General features: G+C 57.8%; 26 protein-coding genes. 5 read left to right on the top strand and 21 right to left on the bottom strand.

The genetic code is table 11. The features are described from left to right. Window position 1: 1 nt before the first annotated feature. Complete coding sequence (locus tag ACB034_RS10805; RefSeq protein ID WP_026455775.1) at window positions 2-589, bottom strand: PilW family protein; 588 nt, start codon at window positions 587-589, stop codon at window positions 2-4. Window positions 590-609: 20 nt separating this feature from the next. Next, a complete protein-coding gene (locus ACB034_RS10810) occupies window positions 610-1143 on the bottom strand; it encodes a GspH/FimT family pseudopilin (RefSeq protein ID WP_026455776.1) in 534 nt (177 codons plus the stop codon). A gap of 95 nt (window positions 1144-1238) precedes the next feature. On the opposite strand from ACB034_RS10810, the gene ACB034_RS10815 reads away from it, so the two are divergent. Further along, complete coding sequence (locus ACB034_RS10815; RefSeq protein WP_026455777.1) at window positions 1239-1628, top strand: type IV pilin protein; 390 nt, start codon at window positions 1239-1241, stop codon at window positions 1626-1628. Window positions 1629-1631: 3 nt separating this feature from the next. Here ACB034_RS10815 and tppA read toward each other — a convergent pair whose 3' ends face one another. The 12 genes from tppA to murJ all read right to left on the bottom strand — a co-directional run bounded on the left by tppA (window position 1632) and on the right by murJ (window position 15489). Beyond that, a complete protein-coding gene (gene tppA / locus ACB034_RS10820; protein ID WP_042025847.1) occupies window positions 1632-2033 on the bottom strand; it encodes a type IVa pilus pseudopilin TppA in 402 nt (133 codons plus the stop codon). Between the two features lie 8 nt (window positions 2034-2041). Further along, entirely contained in the window at window positions 2042-5368 is a 3327-nt protein-coding gene (locus ACB034_RS10825) for a pilus assembly protein (RefSeq protein WP_371172818.1), read from the bottom strand. Window positions 5369-5378: 10 nt separating this feature from the next. Further along, window positions 5379-5855, bottom strand: a complete 477-nt coding sequence (locus ACB034_RS10830; protein WP_124240288.1) for a PilX N-terminal domain-containing pilus assembly protein — start codon at window positions 5853-5855, stop codon at window positions 5379-5381. Between the two features lie 11 nt (window positions 5856-5866). After that, entirely contained in the window at window positions 5867-6961 is a 1095-nt protein-coding gene (locus tag ACB034_RS10835) for a PilW family protein (protein WP_371172819.1), read from the bottom strand. Continuing rightward, the gene (pilV, locus tag ACB034_RS10840) at window positions 6958-7371 is read right to left on the bottom strand and encodes a type IV pilus modification protein PilV (RefSeq protein WP_223379148.1); all 414 of its coding nucleotides are present in this window, start codon (window positions 7369-7371) and stop codon (window positions 6958-6960) included. The genes ACB034_RS10835 and pilV overlap by 4 nt, the downstream gene beginning before the upstream one ends. Beyond that, on the bottom strand, window positions 7368-7871 hold the full coding sequence (tppE, locus tag ACB034_RS10845) for a type IVa pilus pseudopilin TppE (protein ID WP_042071071.1): 504 nt from the start codon (window positions 7869-7871) through the stop codon (window positions 7368-7370). Before tppE ends, pilV begins: the two co-directional genes overlap by 4 nt. Window positions 7872-8127: 256 nt before the next feature. Then, window positions 8128-9063, bottom strand: a complete 936-nt coding sequence (ispH, locus tag ACB034_RS10850; RefSeq protein ID WP_026455784.1) for a 4-hydroxy-3-methylbut-2-enyl diphosphate reductase — start codon at window positions 9061-9063, stop codon at window positions 8128-8130. Continuing rightward, window positions 9063-9515, bottom strand: coding sequence for an FKBP-type peptidyl-prolyl cis-trans isomerase (gene fkpB, locus ACB034_RS10855; protein WP_224210421.1), 453 nt, complete (start codon window positions 9513-9515; stop codon window positions 9063-9065). Before fkpB ends, ispH begins: the two co-directional genes overlap by 1 nt. Next, window positions 9512-10027, bottom strand: coding sequence for a signal peptidase II (gene lspA, locus ACB034_RS10860; RefSeq protein WP_201979589.1), 516 nt, complete (start codon window positions 10025-10027; stop codon window positions 9512-9514). The genes fkpB and lspA overlap by 4 nt, the downstream gene beginning before the upstream one ends. Continuing rightward, on the bottom strand, window positions 10027-12888 hold the full coding sequence (ileS, locus tag ACB034_RS10865) for an isoleucine--tRNA ligase (protein WP_371172820.1): 2862 nt from the start codon (window positions 12886-12888) through the stop codon (window positions 10027-10029). The genes lspA and ileS overlap by 1 nt, the downstream gene beginning before the upstream one ends. Continuing rightward, window positions 12888-13862 (bottom strand): bifunctional riboflavin kinase/FAD synthetase, encoded by a 975-nt coding sequence (gene ribF / locus ACB034_RS10870; protein WP_201979630.1) that lies wholly within the window; start codon window positions 13860-13862, stop codon window positions 12888-12890. The genes ileS and ribF overlap by 1 nt, the downstream gene beginning before the upstream one ends. Before the next feature lie 61 nt (window positions 13863-13923). Next, window positions 13924-15489 (bottom strand): murein biosynthesis integral membrane protein MurJ, encoded by a 1566-nt coding sequence (gene murJ / locus ACB034_RS10875; RefSeq protein WP_042025857.1) that lies wholly within the window; start codon window positions 15487-15489, stop codon window positions 13924-13926. Between the two features lie 191 nt (window positions 15490-15680). On the opposite strand from murJ, the gene rpsT reads away from it, so the two are divergent. Further along, on the top strand, window positions 15681-15944 hold the full coding sequence (rpsT, locus tag ACB034_RS10880; RefSeq protein WP_042025858.1) for a 30S ribosomal protein S20: 264 nt from the start codon (window positions 15681-15683) through the stop codon (window positions 15942-15944). 49 nt (window positions 15945-15993) lie between these two features. Here rpsT and ACB034_RS10885 read toward each other — a convergent pair whose 3' ends face one another. The 5 genes from ACB034_RS10885 to ACB034_RS10905 form a co-directional block, all read right to left on the bottom strand. Beyond that, window positions 15994-16296: a metalloregulator ArsR/SmtB family transcription factor gene (locus ACB034_RS10885; protein WP_026457879.1), complete on the bottom strand. Its 303-nt coding sequence runs from the start codon at window positions 16294-16296 to the stop codon at window positions 15994-15996. A 48-nt stretch (window positions 16297-16344) separates the two neighbouring features. Continuing rightward, the gene (nhaR, locus tag ACB034_RS10890; RefSeq protein ID WP_042025859.1) at window positions 16345-17277 is read right to left on the bottom strand and encodes a transcriptional activator NhaR; all 933 of its coding nucleotides are present in this window, start codon (window positions 17275-17277) and stop codon (window positions 16345-16347) included. Then, window positions 17264-17668: a hypothetical protein gene (locus tag ACB034_RS10895; RefSeq protein ID WP_371172821.1), complete on the bottom strand. Its 405-nt coding sequence runs from the start codon at window positions 17666-17668 to the stop codon at window positions 17264-17266. The genes nhaR and ACB034_RS10895 overlap by 14 nt, the downstream gene beginning before the upstream one ends. Beyond that, window positions 17665-18855, bottom strand: a complete 1191-nt coding sequence (nhaA, locus tag ACB034_RS10900; protein ID WP_371172822.1) for a Na+/H+ antiporter NhaA — start codon at window positions 18853-18855, stop codon at window positions 17665-17667. Before nhaA ends, ACB034_RS10895 begins: the two co-directional genes overlap by 4 nt. Before the next feature lie 467 nt (window positions 18856-19322). Beyond that, entirely contained in the window at window positions 19323-19904 is a 582-nt protein-coding gene (locus tag ACB034_RS10905) for a YjaG family protein (protein WP_042071060.1), read from the bottom strand. Window positions 19905-20067: 163 nt separating this feature from the next. Between ACB034_RS10905 and ACB034_RS10910 the strand changes: the two genes are divergently transcribed. Further along, the gene (locus tag ACB034_RS10910; RefSeq protein WP_371172823.1) at window positions 20068-21012 is read left to right on the top strand and encodes a D-2-hydroxyacid dehydrogenase; all 945 of its coding nucleotides are present in this window, start codon (window positions 20068-20070) and stop codon (window positions 21010-21012) included. Window positions 21013-21086: 74 nt separating this feature from the next. Here ACB034_RS10910 and mepM read toward each other — a convergent pair whose 3' ends face one another. Further along, complete coding sequence (gene mepM / locus ACB034_RS10915; protein ID WP_026456082.1) at window positions 21087-22424, bottom strand: murein DD-endopeptidase MepM; 1338 nt, start codon at window positions 22422-22424, stop codon at window positions 21087-21089. A 260-nt stretch (window positions 22425-22684) separates the two neighbouring features. Here mepM and ACB034_RS10920 point away from each other — a divergent pair, with 260 nt between their 5' ends. Further along, a complete protein-coding gene (locus ACB034_RS10920) occupies window positions 22685-23983 on the top strand; it encodes a LapD/MoxY N-terminal periplasmic domain-containing protein (protein ID WP_371172824.1) in 1299 nt (432 codons plus the stop codon). Continuing rightward, window positions 23980-24909, top strand: coding sequence for a TAXI family TRAP transporter solute-binding subunit (locus tag ACB034_RS10925; RefSeq protein WP_042025864.1), 930 nt, complete (start codon window positions 23980-23982; stop codon window positions 24907-24909). The genes ACB034_RS10920 and ACB034_RS10925 overlap by 4 nt, the downstream gene beginning before the upstream one ends. Here ACB034_RS10925 and ACB034_RS10930 read toward each other — a convergent pair. Then, window positions 24904-25578 (bottom strand): transglutaminase-like cysteine peptidase, encoded by a 675-nt coding sequence (locus ACB034_RS10930; RefSeq protein WP_042025866.1) that lies wholly within the window; start codon window positions 25576-25578, stop codon window positions 24904-24906. The two genes, ACB034_RS10925 and ACB034_RS10930, sit on opposite strands and share 6 nt — an antisense overlap. Window positions 25579-25638: the final 60 nt, after the last annotated feature.

Raw genomic sequence — 25638 nt, forward strand, 5'->3', positions numbered from 1 at the left:
ATCAATACCCGTCGTTGCGCAGCTTGATATCGCGCTGCAGGGTGAGTTTGAGTGCGGAGTTCGCCTTGTACTGACCCGAGATGGCCATGCGCACCGTCCTCGCGCCGGCCGAGGCGCTACTGCCAAACAGCGAGAAGGTCAGATCGGTTACCTCTATGGTGTTGTCGGTGCTGAGCAGGTTGCCAGTGCTGCAACTGGTGCCAAGCTGCACCCCTTTGTCAGCACTGTCATAGCTGTAAATAAAGGTTTCATCAGAGCCAAGAGACCCGTTGTTATCATCATCGTATTTCAGTCTGATGCAGCGATAAATCTTGGAACCACTGACGGTCTCATTCATCAGATCGCTGCTCGTATCGAAATAAAACGGGGATCTGGCTCCCGATGCCGCCCCAAGAAATGCAGTCGCCCCCTGATCGTAACCGGTTCGCTGCACGTCACGGGCTATCATGTCAGTGATGCTCTGCAGCTCCTGATTGAGGCGACTCACCTGCATGGATGTTTGATTGGCCTTGAGGATGGTGGCAAACAAAGATGTCACTGCGGCGACCAGAAACAGACCCGCGACCATGGCCACCATCAGCTCCACCACGTTGAATCCCCTTGGTGCTTTCAACATGCAGGCACTCCACTGACATTGCTGACACCACAGGTGCGCACACGCCCGACATTATTGGTCTTGACCTGCATGGAGTAGGTACCGGACGAAATGGCAATATTCCCCGCCGCCAAGGTGGCCCTTCTGGGCGAGATACTTAGAGGCCTGACATTGGTCACCGATTCACTGTAACTGGCCACCAGGCTGATACCGGGGTATTCGCTGGCATCGGCCCCCTTGCGTCCCTCAATGCTTGAGCAGGAATCGCTGCAACTGCTGCAGCTACCATCAATATGGATTCGATAACACCAGTTACTGGTGCCGCTGTTGAAGATAATAAACTGCAAGGTGCGATTACGTTTGATCGCTTCTGACTTGAGCAGCATCACATCCGTGTATACAGCCTGGGTGGCTGCTTTGACCATTTGTTCCTGGCGCAAAGACTGATAGCTGGGGATCGCCACGGTCAGGAGCAACGCGACCAGCGCCAGGGCAATCATCAATTCAATCATGGTAAAACCGGCGGAGCGGCACTCTGCGCATTCCATTGGCTAAAGACTCCTTTCTTTTCGCACATGCCAGTAGAGTGTGGTGTCAGTACTATCCTATAGTATCTATCTGTTTAACGAACCCTGCCGCCCCCATGAGAATCAAACAATCAGGCATTACCCTGCTGGAATTGATGGTGGTAGTCGCCATCGTCGCCATCATTGCCGCTGTCGCCTACCCCAGTTTTACAGATGGTCTGCGTAAATCCCGTCGGGCTGAAGCCGTCAAGGGGTTGCTGACCATGCAGCTCAAACAGGAAGAGTTCCGCATCTCCAATGCCAGCTACAGCAGTGCTGTAGCCAATGTGGGCAACCCGACCAGCGATTACTATACCTTCACCATTTCAGGCGCCACTGCCACCGCATACACCCTGGTTGCAACCAGCAAGGGTGCCCAGGTCGGCGACAAGTCCGGCAGCACCAGTTGCGACAGCCTGACCATCAACAAGGCCGACATCAAGACCCCGACCGAGTGCTGGAAATAAGTTTTACCAGCATTCGGCCGTTGTCATGGTGGCACGCGATACCCCCTGCTGCCCGCTCTGATCGAGAGTCAACAATCCACAGGGGTCGCCATTCATCACACCGGTCGGAATAGCCGTCAGAGTATAACGGGCCCCGCTGGCATTGAGCGCCAGATTGTAATAAGCCGTACCACCGTCCCTGGGCAGGGTTGCCAAGCCGGCAGAGGCCAGGTTGCCAGTGTCGTAATTGCCATTGGCGGTAAACTCCCGCTCCAGATATTGCGCGGCTTCCAGCAAAGTCGCTTTGGCTTCGGCCCGCTTGGCGGACGCCATGTAGTTGTTGTAACTGGGATATGCGATCGCAGCCAGAATGGCGACCACGACCACCACTATCATCAACTCAATCAGGGTAAATCCACGTTCCATTCCAGCCTCTACTCCAGTTGCAACCAGGACTGACGACCACCCAGATCGCCCGCCCCCTCTTCCAGCGTGACCGAGATGTTGCCGCTGGAGCCGCTGATGTATTTACGCTCCATATCGGCATCCTCCACTACGCTTGGCGTCGTGGTGAGCTCGTCAAATTGCTTGCCACTGACCGGCACCTTGATGTCATTGCCAGCCTCATCCTTGATCCCGACATAGTCATCATCGTTGACGGCTCCGTCGCCATTGACGTCGAATACCGAGTAGGTGAGGCGGGCGCCCGAAACAGGATCCAGCTCCATCAGCCAGGAGCGGCCACCAAAATCGCAGGCATCAGCCGACGGTATCAAGGTGTTGAAGATGAGCCGCTTGTGGCGGTACAACATCTCGGAAACGGCTCGCTCCCCGACCCCCTTGCTCAGCCCGGGTGATTTCAACACCAGATACCAGCCCTTCTGGCTGGTGTAATTGACATCCCTGCTGGAGACCACCCGCACATTGAACTTGATGGTGGTGCCATTGGCCACGAATTCATGGGTAATGCTCTGCTGCAACAACTGGCTGCGGCTCACCTCCGTCCCCGTATCCCAGATGCCGTAGACGGCCTCCAATCTTGGATTGGTGGGCAATGACTTGTCATCATTGGTAAAATAGCTGCCCGTGCCCATCAGCACCATGATCCCTCCCCTGGGATGGCGGATCGCCAGCGGCCGCATGGTGATGGGCTGGCGTGTGCTGGCCGAGCAGGCGCCATCGCAAGCCTGGAACAGCGGCTTGGGTTTATTGCCGGCCTTGAACGCGATTCCCCATTGGGCGCTGTTGTTGTCCCTCAGGTCGAATTTCCAGAGATTACCCTGCAAATCGCCAGCATAGACATAGTCGACCACCCGATCGCCATCCTCATCCACAGGCAATGGCGAAGAGAGGCCATTGGGCTCGCTGGCCGAGCCTACCTGGGTGTCGATCTCCTTGATAACGGCGCCGGTCGCCAAATCCAGCACAAACAGCCGTGCCGTCTGGCTGTTACTGTTGTACCCGTTGGCCACCAGGGCGACCCACTTGTTGTCGGCCTTGACCCGTACCAGCGTCGGGGCGGCCAACGCGATCCCCATCTCGGAATGGGTGAACTCCCACAGCATCTTGTCAGCGGTGAAGTTGTTCGGTGCGGTCACATCGATGGCGAACACCGCCTTGCCTCCCGCTCCGGTAGAGCCCAGCAAGAGGGTCTTCCAGCGACTCCCCAGATAGGCATCCCCGACCCTGGGCGTCCCGTCCACATAGTAGCGGTGGTTGTAATCCGGCCTGGTCAGCTGGGGCAGTTCCCCCAGCAGGCTGGCCGGGATATAGGCCAGTTGCTCGACACCGTCGGCCACCCGAAAGCCGTGCAGCATGCCGTCATTGGCACCGACATAGAGCATGGGCGGGCGACGGGCGATCGCCGTCGAGCTGAGGAACGCCTGATAGCTCTCCCGCTCGGTCTGGGTCAGGCCAGTCGCGCTGCTGTAGCCGTAATCGCGCTTGCCCACATAGACGGGATCCGAGTTGATGATGTCACCGAGCAGATCGCTGCGATTACGAAATACCCCGCCATTGCGCTGCTCGCCACCGCGCTCACCGCGCAGATAGGCGACCCGGCTTTCTCCCAGATTGTCACCGGCAATATTGAGCAGGGTGCGGTTGGTATTGTTAAGCGCCTCCCAGGTGAAGGCGATGCCGGCCCCGCCTTGCCGGGTGAAGATGCTGCGTGCCGAAGGCTCCGGTATCTGGGTGGCGGCATCCCAGGCGATATTCCCCAGAGAGCCATCACTGTTAAGCGGGATCGAGACCAGTTGTCCCGACCAGTCACCGCTGTTGTAACGGGCCTGGTAGATATGGGTGTTGCTGTCGAGACGGGTGGCGTTGGCCGTTACCGAACTGGCGGAGCTGTTGCGGGCGGCAATCTGTGCCAAAGTACTGCTCAGGGCCTCGGCGAAGGTATCCGGATCCGCCGCGCTGAAGAAACTCCCCTTGCTGTTGACGGCCGCATGCCACAAATCGTCGATCTTGAACTCATCGGAATCATAAGGATTCGGCCAGCTGCCCGGGATACCGTTGGCAGGATTGAGCGAACCGTTGACCCCAAGCCCTACGGTAAAGTTGACCAGATGCTGCCAGTTGGCAGGGTCTGCCGTGCTGGTCGGCACCTTGTTGGCCAGGTCGCGACGCAGATCCGTTTTCCAGTATTTGTAGGCCACGTCCGCCAGGGTGTTCTTGATGCCATCCTGGTCCTGATCGCCGACCGATGGCGAATCACCGTTCCAGTAGCCATCCGTCATCAGAATGTTGTAGCTCTGGCGGCAGGTCAGATGAGGAAGTGTGCTGCCGGCACGGGCAGACCAGGGGCCGTTATTGTCACTGCGGGAAAAATACTCCCCTACCTCTTTCAGGCTGGTGCGCAGCGGTGTCCCCTTCGCCGGAATGTCGCGGCCATACAGCTCATCGAAAAAAGCGGTTCGATCAGTACCTGAAAAAGGGGTGACACCGCGGATCACGCTGCCGCTGGCATTGATGGTGGCAAAGCCGACCCGAATGGCCTCCCCCTGGCTGGCGAAGGCTCTTCCTACTCCGGCCCGGGCCGCCAGGATCCGCGAACGATAATAGGTGTACCAGTTGGCAAAGTTCTGAATTTCCTCGTCATAGGTACAAACGGGCGCATTTTTGCAGTCACTGCGATTGGGGCGACCGTCATAGATGGTGGCCACCGCTTTGTTTATCACCACCCGGGTATAGTTCTTGGCGTTGAATACATTGCCACTTCCCTTGTAGTCAAAATAGACAGCCGGCCAGAAACTCTCGTCTTGGTTGTAATAATAAGGAGAAAACTCGGTGTAATAGATGGCCCACCATGCTCGATTGGTTTGAGTCAGGTCGCGACAACCGGCCGCCGTCTTCATAGGGTTGTGAGGGGCACAGGTCACTTTGGCATTGGCCATCAAGGAGCCATCCGCATTGGCCCAGGGACGATAGGTCAGCTGCGGGTTGTAATAGAGCTTGTTGTTATGGCTGGAGCGCACGTAGGCATTGCGGGCATTGTCGCTGGCAAAGGTGATCGTATAGTTGTCGTAATCATCACTTCCGTAGACCTGGCTGGCACGTGGATAGACATAGCGTGCATCGTTCTCGATCAAGGACTCGGGCATGATCTCGAAATGCATCGAGCCCGAATCATCCAGAGTAAACATGATATTGGGATCGGCTCGGGTGCCGAGATAGAGGGGAACCTGGGCAATATCGAGCGCCGCCTGCGCCGAAGCGCAGCAGAGCATCACCGAGAGTCCAAAACCGAGTTTGCCCATACCTCGCCTCCTAGCGACTATAGGTCGATTGCAACAGCACCCGGCTCTCGTCCGAGAGACCAAATCCCCTTGCCGTGATGCGATAGAGGCGACGCTCGCTGATGGGCTCATCGACCGCCAGATTCTCGCTGCCCCCCTGGGTATAGGGCAGCCGTTCGATAAAGTATTCGGGGGCACGCCCCGCCAGACCGCTGTTGGCATAGGTGCGCCAGGATGTGGAGGGTGATGCGGGATCCACCGCAGTATCGACAAATTCATACAGGCCCGCGCTGTTGTCATAAGGACCCGAGTTACCAGCCTCGATATAGCGTTCGGCGGCGCGCAATCCCGCTTCCGCCGCCTGCAGCGCTTGCAATGCCTCCTTCTGGTTGCCGGCCATCTTCTCCTGCAGCTGCGCGCCCCGCATGCCGGCCATGCCCAGCAGGCTTACCATGACCAGAAAAATCAGGCTGATCACCAGCGCCATCCCCTGTTGTCGATGCATCATGACTGGGCTCCTCAAGGTAACCGGTTACGCAGCGCGACCGTGGTCTCGGCTACCCAGTACCAGTTGCGATCGGTCGCCTGGAAGGTGGTGCCGGCAAAGCTCAGGGCTTGCGGGGCCGACACCACATTGCCCTGATTGCTGCGCATCAGAAGCTGCACCCCAATCCCCAGGACGTTGTCCCAGTTTGGATTGCTGGCGGCGCTCACATAGCGATCCGTCGCCCGATCCCGGTTCTGATCCTCCCCGAACGTGAGCTGCATATTGGCCACCCCTTCGATAAGGGGCATACCGATGGCAACCCCACTCTTGCGATAGAGGGCGTAGGGGCTGTTGGCCGAAGGGCGAGCAATATAGTAGAGGCGGGTTTCCACCCGGTTCAGTGTCGAGCCCGGGCCGAAGCGCTCCTCGACCGGGCTGCTTGCACCGCCCCAGGAGCTGGTGGCATTGCCTGGCGTGAATTTGTTGTCATTGGAGTGGCCGATATTGACCTCGTCCCCCCCGCCGACCACCTGGGTCTGGGTGATCTGGAAGATCCTCGCCTTCTGGCAATCGGAGACCATGACGATGTCTCCCTCGCACAGATCGCTGTAACCCTGCTTGCCGGTGCCGCAATAATCCACCTTGCTGGAGAGATGCTGGACAAACAGCTGGGCAGCGCTGTTGTTGCGCACCACAGGGATACCGACACCGGTAGGCCCCTGCACCAGCAGCACATCGCTACCCGGCATGGGCCTGGGCTCGGCTCCCGTGAACAGGGCAGAAAGAGGGGCTGGCAAGGTGGCCGTCACATTGTCATAGCCACGCAAAAAGGTAGTGAAGTTGTAGGGCAGTGCCGCGTTGTTGTTGAGGGTATTGGTGATATTGACCCCCTGTTTGCTGAGGCACCCCTGATAGCCCACCATCCGCAACTCTTTTTGCAGCAGATTGATGGCAAACCGGCTGTCTTCCTGTACCCGGGCAATGGCCTCGCCAGTGAGATAGGTTTTGTGATTGCCAAGAAATACCTGAATGATGACCCCCACAGTCACCAAGGAGAGCACCAGGGCGATCATCACCTCGACCAGGCCAATCCCGCGCTGACGTAGTGGCAAACCGGCCCTGCTCATAGATCCGTCCTAAGGGTCATGCTGCGCGATGCAGGATCGGTGGCCAGCCGGCTGCTATCCCACTGAATGGTGATGGTGGCCCTTCCGGCGCTGACCGCCACGGCACCATCGCCACCCGGCAGCTCGCTCAATACCCGCTTCCAGTGCAGCAAGTCCTGTACCGCCATGGAACTGCCCGAGACCGTCTCGCCCAGATCGATGTTGTATTGCCCGATCAGGGCCGCACTGCGATTGGCCCGCATCATGTCGTTGATCATGTAGGCGTACTGGGTCGCTTCGGTGCGCGTCAGGGCAGACTGATTGCTCTTGAGTGCCTGCAGCTGCAGGGTCGCCATGCCCAGAATGCCGATGGAGAGCACCAGCACCGAGATCATGATTTCAAGCAGTGACAAGCCCTGTTGTCGTGTCATGGGCAACGTACCTCGGCGATGGAAGGGCGACCTGCCGCAGTGATGGTGATATCGCGGGCCGCCTCGTTGCGGCACCCTTCCGGGCGCAGGGCAAACACCTGCGATGCCTGTGAGCGGCCATCGAGAAAACCGTCGCCACTGAAGCGCAACAGAGAGGTATTGCTGCTCAGGGTACCTGTCTCCATATCGGGGAAACCCCGCAGCAACTCGCCGTTATCGAGCCTGCCGTTGCCATTGCCATCGACCCAGATCTGCCAACCGGCCTCCCAGTGATGCTGGGTCAGGTTCTCGGCCGAGGCGGACAGGGTCACCGCCGCATTGCGGCGAATGGCTTCGGAACGGGCAAGGTTGATAGCTGCCACAAAGTTGTTGGCCTGGGTATTGAGCGTCATGCTGCGCAGCAGAGAGTTGAAGGAGGGCACTCCCAGCGTCAGCAAGAGAGAGACGAGCGCTATGGTAACCATCAGCTCGACAAGGCTAAAACCTGAACGCAAAAACATCCTGTTTCGCTCTGATTTGTTCCGGGGATGCAGACACAGCTCCATGTGTGTTCAGCCAGAGTAGGGGCTTGCAGGCAGTCTATGCCGGACACATTGGGTTTCAATCCTGTCTATTCAAAATTTCGAGCTACATCATCAATTTTCGCTGCGATCTGGTCGCGAACGTGCACAAAGGACTCGTTGGAACCAAAAACAAAAAGCCACCTCGAAAAGGTGGCTTTGGCAATACATGGTCATCCGGCGAGGATGAGACGCGTCAGATGATGCGCAGCTCGGGCGGTACCTCGAACACCACATTCTCTTCGCGACCCGGGTGTTCGGCCACCATCTTGCCCCCCAGCTCGCGAAGGCGGGTGATGACGCTCTGCACCAGCACCTCGGGTGCCGAAGCCCCGGCAGTCACACCGATCGCCTTCACACCGTCCAGCCAGGCGGCATCGATCATGGAAGCATCATCGATGAGATAGGCCTTGGTGCCCACCTTTTCGGCCAGCTCGCGCAGCCGATTGGAATTGGAGGAGTTGCGGGAACCCACCACCAGCATGGCATCGACCAGCTCCGCCATCTCCCGTACCGCGTCCTGACGGTTTTGGGTGGCGTAGCAGATATCATCCTTGCGCGGCCCCTGGATCTTGGGGAAGTGCTGGCGCAGGGCATCAATCACCTCGGCGGTCTCGTCCATGCTGAGGGTGGTCTGGGTGACGAAGCAGAGATCATCCGGGTTCTTCACCTGGAGTTTGGCTACGTCATCCGGCGTCTCCACCAGATACATGCCCCCCTCGCGGTTCTCGTACTGTCCCATGGTGCCGATCACCTCGGGGTGGCCGGCGTGACCGATGAGCACGGCTTCGGAGCCCTTGCGGCTGGCGCGATGGACCTCCATGTGCACCTTGGTCACCAGCGGGCAGGTGGCATCAAACACCTTGAGAGCACGGGACTTGGCCATCTCGCGCACCGTCTTGGCGACGCCGTGGGCGGAGAAGATAACGATGCTGTCGTCCGGCACCTCATCCAGCTCCTCGACGAACACAGCTCCGGCATCCTTGAGCTTGTTCACCACATAGCGGTTGTGCACCACCTCATGGCGGACATAGATGGGGGCACCGAACTTCTCCAGTGCGCTCTCGACGATGCTGATGGCGCGGTCTACACCGGCGCAAAAGCCGCGGGGATTGGCCAGCAAAATATCCATCAGAGCACTTTCTCCTCGTCGTCAACGCCCAGGATCTCCACCTCGAAGGTGACCGTATGACCGGCCAGCGGGTGGTTGAAATCGACCGTCACCGACATCCCTTCCACCGCCCGAATGATGCCGGGCAGCTCGCTACCGTTGGGCTGGTCGAACAGGATGATGGTGCCGACTTTCGGCTCCGCATCGGTACCAAACTTGGCTCTGTCCAGATGGTAGATGTTGTCAGGGTTGGAGAGACCAAAGGCCTGTTCAGGGGCCAGGGTAAAGCTCTTGTTCTCCCCTTCGCCCAGGCCGAGCAGACACTGCTCGAAGCTCGAAGTCAGGCTGCCATCCCCCATCCGCAGACGGGCCGGCTTGCCGTGCAGTGCCGTGCTGTCGGCAACCGAACCATCTTCCAGCTTGATGGCGAAATGAAACAGCACGCTGCTGTCAGCACCAATCTGTCGGCTCATGCCGCCCCCTTTTTCTCGCCTTTCTCACCCTTGGATGAGCGAAAGCCGTCCAGCACTATCATGGCGGCGCCGATGAAGATGAAGGTATCGGCCAGATTGAAGGCCGGCCAGTGGGCCCGGCCCCAGTAGAAGTCGAGGAAATCGACCACATGGCCCAGCACCAGCCGGTCAAACACATTGCCGAGCGCCCCGCCGATGATGAGGCTGTAGGCGATACCGCTCCAGCGCTCGGTCACCGACTGCTTGCGCAGCCAGTGGATCAGCAGACCGCAGATGGCAAAGGCCAGCACGGCGAAGAACCAGCGCTGCCAGCCCCCCTGATCGGCCAGAAAGCTGAACGCTGCGCCCTTGTTGTAGACGTGGACCAGATTGAAGAAGGGGGTGATCTCCACCCCCGGGTAGCCAAATGGCAGCAACTTGACCACGGCGAGCTTGCTCGCCTGGTCCAGTATGAAGGCCAGCACCGCCAGCCACAGCCAACGCAGGCCGCTTTTATGGTGAGTCATGTTCATCAGGCAAATTGACGAGTTTCGCCGTCACCCTCGACGTTGGTGACACAGCGGCCACAGATCTCTTCGTGACCGGCGATGGTACCCACGTCTTCCACATGGTGCCAGCAGCGGTCGCACTTGGCGGCGGCAGACTGGGCCACGCTCAGCCACAGGTCATCACGCTCGGTCGCTACAGTCCCTTCCGGAGCCGCATCGGCCACGACCACCTTGGCCTTGGAGGTGAGCAGCACGAAGCGCAGCTCGTCGGCCAGGGTGTTGAGGCGGGCAGCCAGCTCCGGCTTGGCGAACAGGGTCACTTCGGCCTGCAGGGAGCCACCGATGCGCTTCTCGCCACGGGCGGCTTCCAGCGCCTTGTTCACTTCACCACGCACAGTGAGGATCTCGGCCCAGAACTCGTCGTTCAGCACTTCACCCGCTTCCAGCCCAAACAGGCCGTCGTACCACTCCTCGGTGAACACGAACTCGCCACGCTCGCCCGGCAGCAGTGCCCAGATCTCGTCGGCGGTGAAGCTCATGATGGGTGCCATCCAGCGCACCATGGCCTCGGCGATGTGATAGAGAGCAGTCTGGCAGGAGCGGCGGGCCAGGCTGTCCGCCTTGGCGGTGTACTGACGGTCCTTGATGACATCCAGATAGAAGGAGCCCATCTCGATGGAGCAGAACTGCATCAGCTTCTGGGTCACGCCATGGAAGTTGTACTCGTCGAACGCCGCCACGATCTCGGCCTGTACTGCCTTGGCACGGCCCACGGCCCAGCGATCCACTACGACCATGTCGGCAGGCGCGACCATATCGGTCGCCGGGTTGAAGCCGTTCAGGTTGGCCAGCAGGAAGCGGGCAGTGTTGCGGATGCGACGATAGGCGTCGGCGGAGCGCTTGAGGATCTCGTCGGAGACGGTCATCTCGCCGGTGTAGTCGGTGCTGGCAACCCACAGACGCAGGATGTCGGCACCCAGCTTGTTCATCACGTCCTGGGGGCTCACCACGTTGCCGATGGACTTGGACATCTTGCGGCCCTGACCGTCCACGGTGAAGCCGTGGGTCAGCACCTGGTTGTAGGGGGCCTTGTCCTTCATCGCCACGCCGATCATCAGGGAGGACATGAACCAGCCACGGTGCTGGTCAGAGCCTTCCAGATACATGTCGGCCGGTTTGCCGTTGAACTCGGGACGAGCGTCGACCACGGAGGCGTGGGTAGAGCCGGAGTCGAACCAGACGTCCAGGGTGTCGGGCACCTTGTCGTACAGATCGGCATCGGCGCCGAGCAGCTCGGCCTTGTCCAGATCCCACCAGGCCTGAATGCCGGATTGCTCGACCCGCTTGGCCACTTCATGCATCAGGCGCACGGATTCCGGGTGCAGCTCCTGAGTCTCTTTGTGGACGAACAGCGAGATGGGCACACCCCAGGTGCGCTGACGGGAGATACACCAGTCCGGACGACCTTCCACCATGGCCTGGATGCGGTTCTTGCCCCATGCCGGGACCCAGCCGCTCTGGCCGTGCTGAGCGATGCCATCCTTCTCGATGCGATCGATCTCTTCCAGGGCGCGCTTGCGCAGGCCGTTCTGATCCATGCTGATGAACCACTGCGGGGTGGCACGGAAGATGATCGGAGTCTTGTGGCGCCAGCAGTGGGGGTAGGAGTGGTTGAACACCTTGTGATGCAGCAGGGCGCCACGCTCGGTCAGCACCTCGACCACGGCCGCATTGGCCTTGAAGACATGCTGGCCGGCAAACAGTTCGGTATCCGGCAGGTAGACGCCGTTGCTGCCCACCGGGTTGGCCACTTCCAGACCGTATTTCTGGCCGACCACGAAGTCTTCCTGACCATGGCCCGGAGCTGTGTGAACGGCGCCGGTACCGGCATCCAGGGTGACGTGATCACCCAGCACCACAGGCACGTCGAAGCTGTAGAAGGGGTGGTTGAAGCGCAGCAGCTCGAGGGCCGCCCCCTTGGCGTAACCCAGGTTGTGGTAGTGCTCGATGCCGGCACGATCCATCACATCCTTGACCAGCTCGGCAGCCAGGATCAGGCGCTCGGGGTTGTCCCCTTCGACCTGCACCAGGGCATAGTCGAGATCGGCGTGCATGGCGATGGCGCGGTTGGCCGGCAGGGTCCACGGGGTGGTGGTCCAGATCACCGCAGAGAGAGTGCCCTTGCCGGTGTGCCCTTCGGCGCAGTCAAACTTGGCAGCCACGGCAGCCTCGTCGACGGCCTTGAAGCGCACGTCGATGGAGGGGGAGTTCTTGTCGTAGTACTCCACTTCAGCTTCAGCAAGGGCAGAGCCGCAATCGGTACACCAGTGCACCGGCTTGGAGCCCTTGTGCAGGTGGCCATTCTCGACGATCTTGGCCATGGAGCGGATGATGTTGGCTTCAGTGCCAAAATCCATGGTCAGATAGGGGTGTTCCCAGTCACCCAGCACACCCAGGCGGATGAAGTCGGCCTTCTGGGCCTCGATCTGGGTCTTGGCATACTTGCGGCACTCGGCGCGGAACTCGGCGGCGGAAACCTTCTCGCCCGGCTTGCCGACCATGCCTTCCACTTTCAGTTCGATGGGCAGACCGTGGCAGTCCCAACCCGGGACATAGGGGGAATCGAAGCCGGACAGGCCCTTGGACTTGATGATGATGTCTTTGAGGATCTTGTTGACCGAGTGACCGATGTGAATGTTGCCGTTCGCATAGGGGGGGCCATCGTGCAGAATGAAAGAAGGCTTGCCCGCTTTGGCGCGGCGAATAGCGCCGTAGAGATCCTGATCGTACCAACGCTTGAGCATGTTGGGTTCGCGCTTGGCCAGATCGCCACGCATCGGAAACTCGGTTTCCGGAAGATTCAGGGTGTGTTTATAGTCGCTCATCAGTCCTGGGTTCCCTTCTTTTCTAAAAGAGTGCTGGGTAAATGAAATTGTGGCAGCCCGAACCAGGCTCGGGCCGCCAGGGCATCTCGTTCGATTTGCTCTTTCAAGGCAGAGAAAGAGGCAAACTTCTGCTCTTCGCGCAGCTTGTGGCGAAGCAGCACCTTGACCTGTTGACCATATAGATCACCAGAAAAATCAAATAGATGTACTTCCAATCTAGCTTGTGTACCGCTCAAGGTAGGCCGTACACCCACATTGGCGACACCGGGGAAGGTCTTGCCGGAACATAACACTTCCACCGCGAACACGCCACCGACCGGGATAACCTGGCGCTTGAGGGCCAGATTGGCGGTAGGAAAACCTATGGTGCGCCCCAGCTTGTCGCCGTGGGCCACCCTGCCGCTGATGGTATAGGGGCGGCCAAGCATCAGCTCCACCTCGGCCATCCGGCCAGCCTTGAGGGCTTCGCGCACCAGGGTGCTGCTCACCCGTTGGCGGGACAGCTGGAAACTTTGGGTGCTGATCACTTCGAAACCGAAGCGGCGGCCCGCCTCTTCCAGCAGGTGAAAATCCCCTTCCCGCCCCTTGCCGAAGCGAAAGTCATCGCCGACCACCAGGTAACGCACGCCGAGTTTCTCGACCAGCAGTTGCTCGATGAAGGTAGACGCCGCCTGTCCGGCAAAATGGTGGCTGAAGCGCACGCAGAGCAGGCGATCGATCTGCAGCCCCTTGAGCGCTTCATACTTTTCCCGCAACCGGCTGAGCCGGGCCGGGGCCGCAGCGCCAGCAAACAGCTCCAGCGGCTGGGGCTCAAACAGCATGACGCAGGCGGGCAATCCCAGATGGGCCGCTTTCTCCTTGAGACGTGCCAGTACCGCATGGTGACCCTGATGAACCCCATCAAAGTTGCCAATGGTCAATACACATCCCCGGTGACGGGGCTTGAGATTATGAATGCCGCGAATAAGCTCCATCGGTGCCTTGTACGTTGCTGTTATGAAAATCGCCGGATTATATATCAGGCAGCAATCAGGATCAGCCCTCATGCCCCGATTTCAGGTGTCTTGGCCGAATTCCCAGCGCCAACAGCGCCACCGCATAGATGGCAGCCCCCAGGGAGAGCAACATGGCCAGTTCCAGGGTGGCCTTGCCCATGCCCCAGGCGCCCCACTGGGCCAGATCCGGCGACAGATAAGCCAGCACGCCCCCCATCAGCAGGGTCGCCACCAGCAATTTGAGACAGAACACTCCGGTCTGGCGGGATGGACGGTAGACGCTCTGCTGATACAACCCCTTGAACAGCAAGGCCGCGTTCAGGGTGCCGGAACAGGCGGTTGCCAGCGCCAACCCCACATAGCCCAGGGGATAAATAAAGATGAGGTTGCACACCATGTTGGCCACCATGGCCATGATGCCGATGCGTACCGGGGTTTTGGTGTCCTGACGGGCGTAGTAACCCGGCGCCAGCACCTTGATCAACATCAGCGACAGCAGGCCTGTGGTGGAAGCCAGCAGACTCGCGCTGGACATGCTCACCTCGTGCAGCCCGAACTCGCCGCGCATGAACAGTACCCGCAGTATGGGCTCACGCATCACAGCAATCCCCACCATGGCGGGCAAGCCAAGCAGCACCACCATCCGCACCCCCCAATCCATGGTGCGGGAGAAATCGGCCGGGTCGGCATCCACATGTTTCTTCGACAAGGCAGGCAGGATCACTGTGCTGATAGCCACAGCAAACAGGCCGAGGGGGAATTCCAGCAGACGATCAGAATAGTAGAGGTAGCTGATGGCACCGGTAGCCAGGAAAGAAGCCAGCATGGTGTTGATCAGCAGGTTGATCTGGCTGACCGAGACCCCGAATAACGCCGGGATCATCAGGGTGCGGATCTTCACTACACCGGGGTGATGCCATCCCCACTTGGGCCAGACCAGCATGTTGATTTGCCGTAAAAATGGGAACTGGAACAAAAATTGAACCAAGCCGCCCAAAAATACCCCTATCGCCAGCGAGAGCTCGGGCTTCTCCATCATGGGCGCTATCCACCAGGCGGCCGCAATCATGGTGATGTTGAGAAATACCGGGGTAAAGGACGAGACGGCAAAACGGCCGAAGGTATTGAGAATGGCCCCCGCCATGGCGGTAAAGGTGATGAACCAGAGATAGGGGAAGGTTATCTTGAGCATCAGACTGGCCAGCTCGAACTTCTCGGCGGCAGGTCCGCCGTGCAACCAGTCCCAGAACCAGCCCCAGCCAAAGATGGCGGTCAGTACGCCCGATCCCACCACGCCGAGCAGGGTCACCACGGTAACTATTCCCCCCAGGGTGCCCGCTACGGCGGCCAGCAACTCGCGCACCTCCCGCTCGTCACCGTTTTTTTTGTACTCCGTCATCACGGGAACAAACGCCTGGTTGAAAGCCCCTTCGGCGAACAGACGGCGCAGAAAATTGGGAATGCGATTGGCGAAGAAGAAGACGTCGGCAGCCACCCCGGCACCGAGCAGATTCGCGATGACCACATCGCGGATCAGCCCCATCACACGGGATGCCAACGTCATTCCGGACACTATCATGCCGGATTTGATCAATTTCTTACTCAAGACGGGGCCTCTGGAACTGTCAGAATGAAAAGAATGCTGCTAGAATCGGCCGACAGTTTAACCGTCTCCCATCTGACACACCACCGGGGGGCGGTGTTTATTTGCACAAATCATTTGACAATATGTGGTTGGGAAGGCATATTTCTGGGCCTTTTCAATACACTCGCTAAGACAGTTTTAGGAGTTTTACCTTGGCTAACATCAAATCTGCTAAGAAGCGCGCGATTCAGGCAGAAAAACGCCGTCAGCACAACGCCAGCCGTCGTTCCATGACCCGTACCTACCTGAAAAAAGTAATTGCTGCCATCGCCTCTGGCGATAAAGCTGCTGCTGTTGCTGCTTTCGCTGTTGCTCAGCCGATCATGGATCGCATGGCGACCAAAGGCCTGATCCACAAGAACAAAGCTGCTCGTCACAAGAGCCGCCTGTCTGCCCAGATCAAAGCTATGGCTTAATCAGCTCACGCTGACCAAAGCTGAAAAAACCGGCCATTGTGCCGGTTTTTTATTTCTCTTCACTGCAGTAGAGTCGATGCAGCAAACTGATCACCTCGCGCACCTCATGGCTACGCAGCGAATAGAAGACCGTCTGGGCCTCTTTTCTGGTCGTGACCAATTCATCCCGCCGCAACAAAGCCAGGTGCTGTGACAGGGCAGACTGACTCAGCCCCAACCGCTCGTTAAGCTCCCCGACCGACAGCTCTCGCTCCAGTAGCTGGCACAGGATAAACAGCCTGCGTTCATTGGCCAGCGCCTTGAGAAGCGCCACCGCCTGACCGGCTTTGGCTTCCATCTCTTCCAGTTGCATCAAATGTCTCCTCTGCCAGTCGGCGATGATACGTGGTGACGAGCCGTTTTAAAACGACAGGGTGGCAGGCTGGATCGCCGAGAAGTTCTCCTGCCCGGCAAACAGGGAGGTGAAATCACTCTCGCATACCCGTTTGACTGCGGGGTGCTGGATCATCCGCTCGGCGAAGATGACGTAGTACTCCTCCGTCAAATCCTGGGTTTCCCCCAGCAACATCACCTCTTCCCCCTCCAGGATCTCCTCCCGGTAGATGGTGGGAGCCATGAAGATACCCTGATTGAAGAAACCGAATGCCTTCATCAGGGCCGCATCGTCGAACTCACCCAGGATACTCGGCGATACCCCCTGCTGCTCGAACCACTGGGTCAGTTGACGTCCCATGGCGGTACGGCGTCCGGGAATAAGCAGCTTGCGCTCCTCCAGACAGGCCGGAAAGGGTTTCTCGGGCAACGGCGCCTTGCAGAAGAAGCTGACACCACAGCCCCCGAGCCGCTTGGAGAGCAGCCCCGCGTGCTGGCTGGAATCCACCGGACAGTCGGAGAGGATCATGTCGAGCTTGTGCTCACTGAGCTGCTCCAGCAGTAGTTCGTGGGTCGATTCGAAACAGCGCAGATGAATGGAGCCATCGTTGGGGATGACAGATAGCAGCACCCGGCTGGCGAGGCGTTTGGAGAGGGCATCGGCAATACCAACGTCGAACAGGATCTGGCTCTCCTTGCGATAGTTGACGATATCCAGCATCTCGTAGGAGAGGCTGAACATCTTGTCGGCATAGCGAAAAACCAGTTGGCCAAGTTCGGTCGCTTCGAGGGAACGGCCCTTGCGCTTGAGCAGTTTGCCACCCAGGCGCTGCTCCAGCAGCTTGATCTGGCCGGTCACGGTTTGTGGTGTCAAAAAAAGGGCTTCCGCTGCCTGGGTAACGGAGCCCTTCTTTTGAGTCATCCAGAAATAATAGAGGTGGTTGTAGTTAAGGTGTGACATCCGATGGGGTTACCGCTTTTCGCGGGCTCCGGTAGCAGCTGAGTTCAACCGCCAGAATGTCATACATGTCGCTGACCGAGTCAACCTTGTTCAAGGTAAACTGCTCCATCAAGCTGGCCTTGAGACGATCTTTATCCGGCTGTCGATCACCACAATAGCGCTTGTTGGCGTGCTTGAGCCGCTCCCCTGCCCGGCTGCTCAGGGCCCGTTCATAGAAGGTTTCTCCGAAACGGGCCTTGGCCTGTTTGTCACCGAGCAGCAGGGCGCTGTCCACTACTCCGTTCAGGTAGGTAGAACAGCTGGCCGAGGCTGCGTCCCGCTTGCACTCTTCCAGACCATCAGCCCAGACAAGGGGGCTGGCCAGCAACAGTAACAACCATGGTGTTTTCATAATCCCTCCGCATTTTGATCTCCCTCCCCCTTGGGAAGAGACAACCGCAGTGCCAGATAGCCAACCAGCGCTGCCATGGTGGAACCCGCCAGGATCCCGAGACGGGAGTAACTGCCATAATCCATCCCGCCATGCTCGAAGGCCAGCGATGCGATAAACATCGACATGGTAAAACCGATACCACAGAGAATGCTGACCGCAAAAATCTGTTTGAAATTGACTCCATTCGGCAACTGAGCGATCCCCAGCTTGACCGACAACCAGCTGATGGTAAACACCCCGAGCGGCTTGCCAACAAACAATCCCAGCATGATCCCCATGGGCACCGGGCTCATCAGGGAGGAGAGACCAATCCCCTCCAGCGAGACCCCGGCGTTGGCAAAGGCAAACAGCGGCAGGATCAGGAAGGCGGACCAAGGGTGCAGCGCATGCTCCAGATGCTTGAGCGGCGACGCATAACGCTTGCCATTGAGCGGGATCATGAAGCCCACCACCACACCAGCCAGAGTCGCATGAACACCGGACTTGAGCACAGCCACCCAAAGTACCAGACCCACCACCATGTAGAGGCTAATCCTGTCCTCGCCACGGCGGTTCATCCAGAACAGGAGCAGGGTCGCCATGATGCCTACAGCCAGCGCTGCCAACGACAGCTGTTGGGTATAGAAGAGCGCAATGATGATGATGACCCCCAGGTCATCCATGATCGCCAGCGCCAGCAGGAACACTTTCAGGCTCACCGGCACTCGCTTGCCCAGCAGCGCCATCACGCCAAGGGCAAATGCAATATCGGTAGCGGCAGGGATCGCCCAGCCTGCACGGGCTACTTCGTCCGAATAGTTGAAGAAGGCATAGATGAGGGCCGGAGCCAGCATGCCGCCTACGGCCGCAATGGCCGGGAAGGTCGCCTGCACACGGGACGAGAGCGCACCTTCCAGCATTTCGCGTTTGACTTCCAGACCAACCAGCAGGAAGAAAATCGCCATCAGGCCATCGTTGATCCAGAGCAGCAGCGGCTTGTTGATGTCAAGGGCGGAGATACGTACCTGTACCTGGGTATCGAGGAATGCCTGATACCCACCAGCCAATCCTGTGTTGGCCAATACCATTGCCAGCAATGCCGCCATGATCAGAATAATCCCGGAGGCAGCCTCCAGTTTCAGAAACTTCTTAATTACGTCACTCATGGTTAAAAAGTCCACAGTATTGCTTTTGTTTGAGTCTATAACGCGTAACAACTGATGGAAAATCGTTTCTTGTTGCTCAATACAACGGAAATACCGAAACGAAAAACGAAGGCGCACAATTTCCATGCGCCTTTTCCATCCCCATTCACTACCGATAACCTAGTCATTAAAATGAATTTCCAGTTATTTTCATGAATAAACTCCACTCTGGTTGGTACTGCTCCATCCAGGTTGTCACAGGCTTGCTCAAAGGCCCCATGAGCCGTCGCCGGAGTAGTTGAGTCATGTTCATCCTGGTGCGTTGGAAATCTTCGCAAGCAACAACATATGGCGCGCCAGTCACCCCTCCCTCTGACTTAAGGCTATACCTTGAGTCGGTAAATAAAAACTCGATAAAAAAAGCCAGTCAGGAGAATGACTGGCTTTTTGATTGAGTGACGAAGGTGTCACCTCGAACTAAAGAGAGATTACTCTTCCAGGCTGATGCCTATGTTGGAAACGCCCCCCTGGGAGGCAAACTTCTTGATGGCAAGGATGCGATCACTGTCGCGCTCGTGGGCAACCCGCTTGAGTAGTTCAACCTGAAACTCCAGCTCGGCCTCCATGTATTCGTGCTCGTAGAGCTCCTCTTCGGTCAGCTCGCGCTCTTCCAGCATATCGATAAAGCCGGCTACGGTACCAACCGAGGCATGGCTGGCGTCATTGGCCTCTTCCCCCACCCGGCAAATGACAGAGTTGTAGGCACAACCCAGCGCCACACAGGCATCCAGCGCCGGGTAGGCACCGTAAGATTCAAACTTGCGGGGATCCGGAATGTGCGACTCGAAATCTTCGAGAATTGCCCCCAGATTGACCCGAGATCCCTTGACGGTGAGGTAGTTCCACATCTGATCCAGCGCATGCCGGAAAGAAGCGGCATTGCCAAAACCGGAGGCCTGGCTGAACAGGGCATAGTTGGGGTACATGCGCTCTGCCAGCGCCAGGGTGTAGACGGTCTGCTGCCAAGGCTGTAGCTCGGCCAGTCGCTTATAAAACTTGTCACCAAACACTGGAGTCGGATCCTTTGCAAAATGTGGGGCAGATTGTAGCCCACACAGGACGTGGCGAAAACGAAAATGCGCCCTGGTCGGCTATGTTGCAACATCAACTCGGGTAAGATGAGGGCAAGGGCGACATCTCGTTGCGCCGCGAATTCTGATAAGGAACAAGAGTATGAGCCAACGCACCCTTCTTTTGCTCAGCCAGGATAATGCTCACTACGAACGTCTGCTCAAGGCCGCCAACCTCCCTCACCTGCGCATTCTGCGGGCAGATAATCAGGCCGATGCGGAAAAACTGATCGGTGAAGCCCATATCCTGATGGCGGAACCGGCCCGCGCCAAACCCCTGATCACCAAAGCCCGCAAGCTGACCTGGTTGCAATCCACCTATGCGGGGGTCGACGTCTTGCTGGAGGCGGGTAGCCGTCGAGATTACCAGCTCACCAATGTACGCGACATCTTCGGACCGCTGATGAGCGAATATGTGTTCGGCCATCTGCTCAGCCTGATGCGTCAACTGCCGCTCTACCGGGAGCAACAGAAGCAACGCCTGTGGCAGAGCCACTCCTATCAGGGTCTCAAGGGGCGCACCATGCTGATCCTGGGTACCGGCAGCATTGGCCAACATATCGCCCATACCGGCAGACACTTTGGGATGAAGGTGCTCGGCATCAGCCGATCCGGGCGGGAACGAGCCGGATTTGAGCAGGTCTATCAGCTCCCAGCCCTGAACAAGCTGCTGGCCCAGGCCGATGTCATCGTCAGCGTGCTGCCTGCCACGCGGGAAACTCGCCATCTCTTCAATGCGGCCCGTTTCGAACACTGCAAGCCGGGGGCTATCTTGTTCAATGTGGGACGTGGCAGCGCGGTCCAATCCGATGATCTGCTTACTGCCCTGCGCACCGGCAAGCTGGCCATGGCGGTACTGGATGTGTTCGAACAGGAGCCCCTGCCGGCTGATAGCCCGCTTTGGGGGCAGCCCAATCTGATCGTGACCCCGCACAACGGCGCCTACAGTTTCCCGGAAGATGTGGCCCAGATCTTCGTGCGCAACTATATCCGCTTCATCGACGGTCAACCGCTGGAGGGCAAGATCGATTTCGACAAGGGTTACTGATCCGGCCCCACCTCCCAATAAAAAGGCCCCGCCTGTGTGGCGGGGCCTTTTTATTGCGTCAGCAAGAGACGATATCAACTCGCCTCCAGCTCCTTGCGATAACTCTTCACCTGGGCCAGGAACTGACGACGTTCCTTACCACTGAGCGCCTCTGCCATTGGCAACTTGGCGGTCATGGCGTTGACCGGACGGTTGTTGATGCGCAGCTCGTAGTGCAGGTGGGCACCGGTAGAGCGGCCGGTATTGCCCGACAGGCCAATCTTGTCGCCCATCTTCACCCGTTGGCCCGGCTTGACCAGCAGCTTGCTCAGGTGCAGATAGCGGGTCGCTAGGGTACGTCCATGTTTGATGACGATATAGGTGCCCGCCAGCGGGTGACTGGTCGCCTTCTGGACGACGCCATCACCGGTTGCCAACACTGGCGTCCCTATCGGCAAAGCAAAGTCGGTGCCTTCATGGGGACGGATAGCCCCCGTTACAGGGTGTTTGCGCGCCGGGTTGAAGTTGGAGCTGATCCGGTAACGGCTGTGGGTGGGATAACGGCGGAAACCGCGCTCCAGACTGTTACCCTCACCATCGTAATAGTTGCCATCTCCGGCAAGCCAGGCCGATACCGTCTTGCCCTGACTGGTCACTTCGACTCCCAGCAGCTGGCTGTTGCCCGTGCCCTTGCCTTCAACCGTCTCCTGACGCACCAGCACCTTGAATTTGTCGCCCTTTTTCAAGTCCTTGGCAAAGTTGAGCCGCCATTGAAACAGGTTTGCGATCTTCTGGATGTGGTTGGCCGGAATGCCAGCATTACGTGCACTGACATAGAAGCTGCCGTTGATCACCCCGTTGTAACGCTGCGGCTGCCACTCCACCTTTTCGTTGAGCATGGAGGAGGTGTAGGCATCATCGCTGCGCGACATTACCAGTGTTTGCTTGATATTCAGACGGATCTTAAGTTGCTGCAGTATGTTGTCCTGATCGATCAGCAGCTCGATATTTTGCCCGGGTTTGAGACGAGCCAGATAGTTCTTGTTGTCAGCATCCAGCACCTTGTAAAGGGTGGTGGTAGAGAGTCCCAGATTGTTAAAGATCGCCGTCAGATTCTCGCCACTGCGGACCTGATAATCCTGCCATTGTGGGGTGGTATCGACCGGGATGTCATCTTCGGGTGTGCTCGGCTCAACCAGCTCGTGATCCGGGATTTCGTTGAAGTCGGTGTTGTTTTCGTTGGTTGCCGTACCGGCAGTATCAATTGGCAACTCAAGGCGCAACGGCCGTTCCAGGATATCGCCTGGTGCCGGGAGCAATGCGACGGCTGAAAGGGTCATGGCCGTCAGCATTACCATGGCATAAAAGTGTTTGCGGGGAACCGGTGGTTCCCAGTTGGCAGCCTGCGCGACCAAGGGACGGAGACGTTTCATCCGCTATCCTGTGTTTAGATCTAAATAGTGTGAGTTGCGATGTCAGTTGTGACAAAACCGTATAAAACTGATTTTTGGACAAATAAAGATACAAAAAGTTCATCGCAATCTGCATGAACCTCACATTTTATGCATAACCTTCCCTTATGGGCAGAAATGATCGCCTTTTTTAACGATTTTTTCTTATTTTTAAGAACTGGGTCAGACTCGATTCGGAACAAGGCACATAAATGTTGCAATAACTTTTCCATGGAGTGGATATGTCGCTAGCCAAATTGTTAAACAGAATGATTTTCGTTCTGTTTCTAATCGGTGCCGTTCTGCTGCTTCTGCTTGAGATCACGACCGTCCGCCAATCCATCATCGACCAGATGTCGGCCAATCTGGAGACGGCGATTACCGCCCTGGGTCTGGTACTGCAGGGCACCCTGCTCAACGATGACAAGGTACTGGCCGAAACCATCGTCAATGCCATGTTCGATGGCGGTTTTGTCAGCGCTGTGACCCTGGTTGATCCCGATGGCCAAATACTGCTCAACAAGGTATTTCAATCCTCCCAGCAGAATGTGCCGTCCTGGCTCCCTTCGGCCATTGACATGCCACCTGTCAGGAGCGAACAAGAGCTGACCGATGGTTGGCGCATACTGGGCACACTGACGCTGGAAGGACACAGTGGTTATGCCTATCAGCATCTTTGGAATGCCATCAGCCGCACCGGCTTTGCCTTGCTGGCAGGGCTGCTGGTTTTTACCCTGGCGATCTCCTGGGCCTGCAAGCGACTGCTGCGACCACTGACAGATATCAACCTGCAACTTGGCCGGCTTCGCAAGCATCAGTACAACAACACCTTGTCCACCCCCTGGCTGCACGATCTCAGAGAAGTGACATCCTCCATCAATCAACTGATCTCGGAACGAAAACGGGATCTGCTGCAACAACGCCTCAAGATCACCCAACTGGGTAAACAGCTTCCTATGACACCTCACGTTCCGTTGCATGGAATGGTTTCACAAGCTAGAGGAGGCTATCTGCAAACATTTTTCTCGACCCAGGGAGAGATCCCCCTCTATCAACGATTCCTGCCTGAGCAAACAGTGTCAGCCGACAGTGAGCTCTCAGTTATCGAAGCGGCCCTGGCTCCATGGCTACAACAAAACGTCGAGGGCATCTCTTTGCCGCTTTCCCTGCTCAACCACCCACAATGGCCGGAAATAGCCCCCTTGCTGACCCAGGGCCGTGGCAAGACACTGGATTGGCGCTGGGATCTCCCCGCCTTTCCGAATCAAGGGCAGTCCCTCTTGCTCTCACTGCAAGAGCAGGGGGTTGAACTCGCTTTCAGCGCCATTCCTCTCAATGCGGACACCCTCAATCAACTCGATCCTCTCAATCCCGTGTTTATCTGTTGCCAGATAACGGAGGCTCCTATTTACTGGCATCTGGTCTCGCAAACCATGCATGCAACCGGTTACACCCTGTTGGCCGAGGCGGGCGAGCTGGCTGAAGTAGACAAGTTGCGCAGTTGGGGGATCGACGGATATGCCAGGGAGGTTCAATCATGAGAAGGATAAGCCTATTATTGGCCCTGCTTTGGCAACCGGCTGCCACGGCAGCCTCCGTCACCATTGGCACTGGGGGTGAACAGGGGATATACCATCAAATCATGGGGGAATTTTGTCGCCTGGCTCCGCAGTTGAACTGCCAGTTGCAAGCCACCTCCGGCTCACTGGAGAACTTGCAGCGCCTGAAGAGCAGCGACGTCTCTTACGCCATGGTGCAGTCAGACTGGCTCTACCAGGCCAGCCAGGGCGCAGGCCCTTTCACCGGCAAGCCACAACCCGAGTTGCGAGCCTTGTTCGCCACTCATGCTGAGCCTTTTACCATAGTGATCCGCGCCGATGGTGATATCACCAAACTGGAGCAGCTCAAACTTGCCCCCATCGACATGGGATTGAAAAACTCCGGTACCCGCCAAACCGCTCTGGCGCTGTTCAACCTGCTGGGAATAAAAGAGCAGGATCTCGACCTCAAGAGCATGGCGAACCTGCCCGAGTCCCTGTGCAGCAAACAGATAGATGCCTTCGCCGTCGTCATGGGCCATCCGAACCGCCATGTACTCAATGCCGCCAAACGCTGCGCCATTAGTTTCTTGCCGGTAGATGGTGAGCTCAGGGAACAACTGATCCAAGACGTCAAATACTACCAGCGCAGTCAAATACCAGCCCGCATCTATCCGGGCAATCTCAAGCCGACCCCGACCTTCGCCATCGCCGCCACTCTGGTCACCAATGCCACTATGCCGGAAGAGGCAGTTTACCAGCTGACCAAGGCCATGGTGGACCAGCAAACCAAGTTCAATGAACAGACCTATGGCTATGCCAATATGTTTTATCGGGCCCGCAACAAGACGGGTCCTGTGCTGAGCATTGAACAACACCCCGGTGCGGCGCGTTATTTTGCCGAGTTGAAAGCGGCCGGGAAACTATAACTGACGGCGTGGCGTGCGCAGATGTTCGCTGGAGAAGCGGGTCTTCATGGCAGTCCACTGCGCCAGCCTGTCTGCGCTCCCCGCCAGGGTCCCCTCCCGACGGGACTTCATGATCCAGATGCTTTTGGCATCGAAGCTGTAGACGGGAATAAGATCGGTGCGCTTGCTGCCTGGCAGGATCCGGCTGTTGATATTGTCGAGCACTAACGGGTCTGATTTGGGGGTCGGAAAATAAAGCGTCACCATGTGAAACTGGTTGTATCTCACCGCCTTGACGTAGGCCAACCGCAACTTCCCCTCCGCTACCCCCAGCTCCATGAGTGTGTAGTATTTGGAAATGCTGTAGTCCTCGCAGTCTCCACCGCGGGCGCCGATAAATTCCAGCGGATTGGCCCAGTAATCCTCCATCCCCCACAGCTTGGGATCATCGCTGTAGGTCAGATTGTTGAAGTAATTGTTCACCAGCTCGAGCTTTTGCTGATCCGTGGTGCCGGCCCGCGGCGCAAGCAGGCGGGAGAATGCCTCGGCCCGCTGGATCGCCCTGCCGCCATACACCTCCTGCAACTTGGCCTGCAATTCGGGGCTGGCGATATAGTCAGAGAGACGAGAGGCCTGCACATTGTTCCCCAAAAGGGCCAACGCGCAGGCAGGGACGAGCCACCATTTCATACCGGACACTCCATGCCAGATGCTGGAGGTCAGTATAGTAGGCGGGCCAAGCGCTATCGC

Origin of the sequence: Aeromonas sp. S18(2024) (assembly GCF_041402525.1) — a bacterium.
Taxonomy (GTDB): Bacteria; Pseudomonadota; Gammaproteobacteria; order Enterobacterales; family Aeromonadaceae; genus Aeromonas; species Aeromonas enteropelogenes.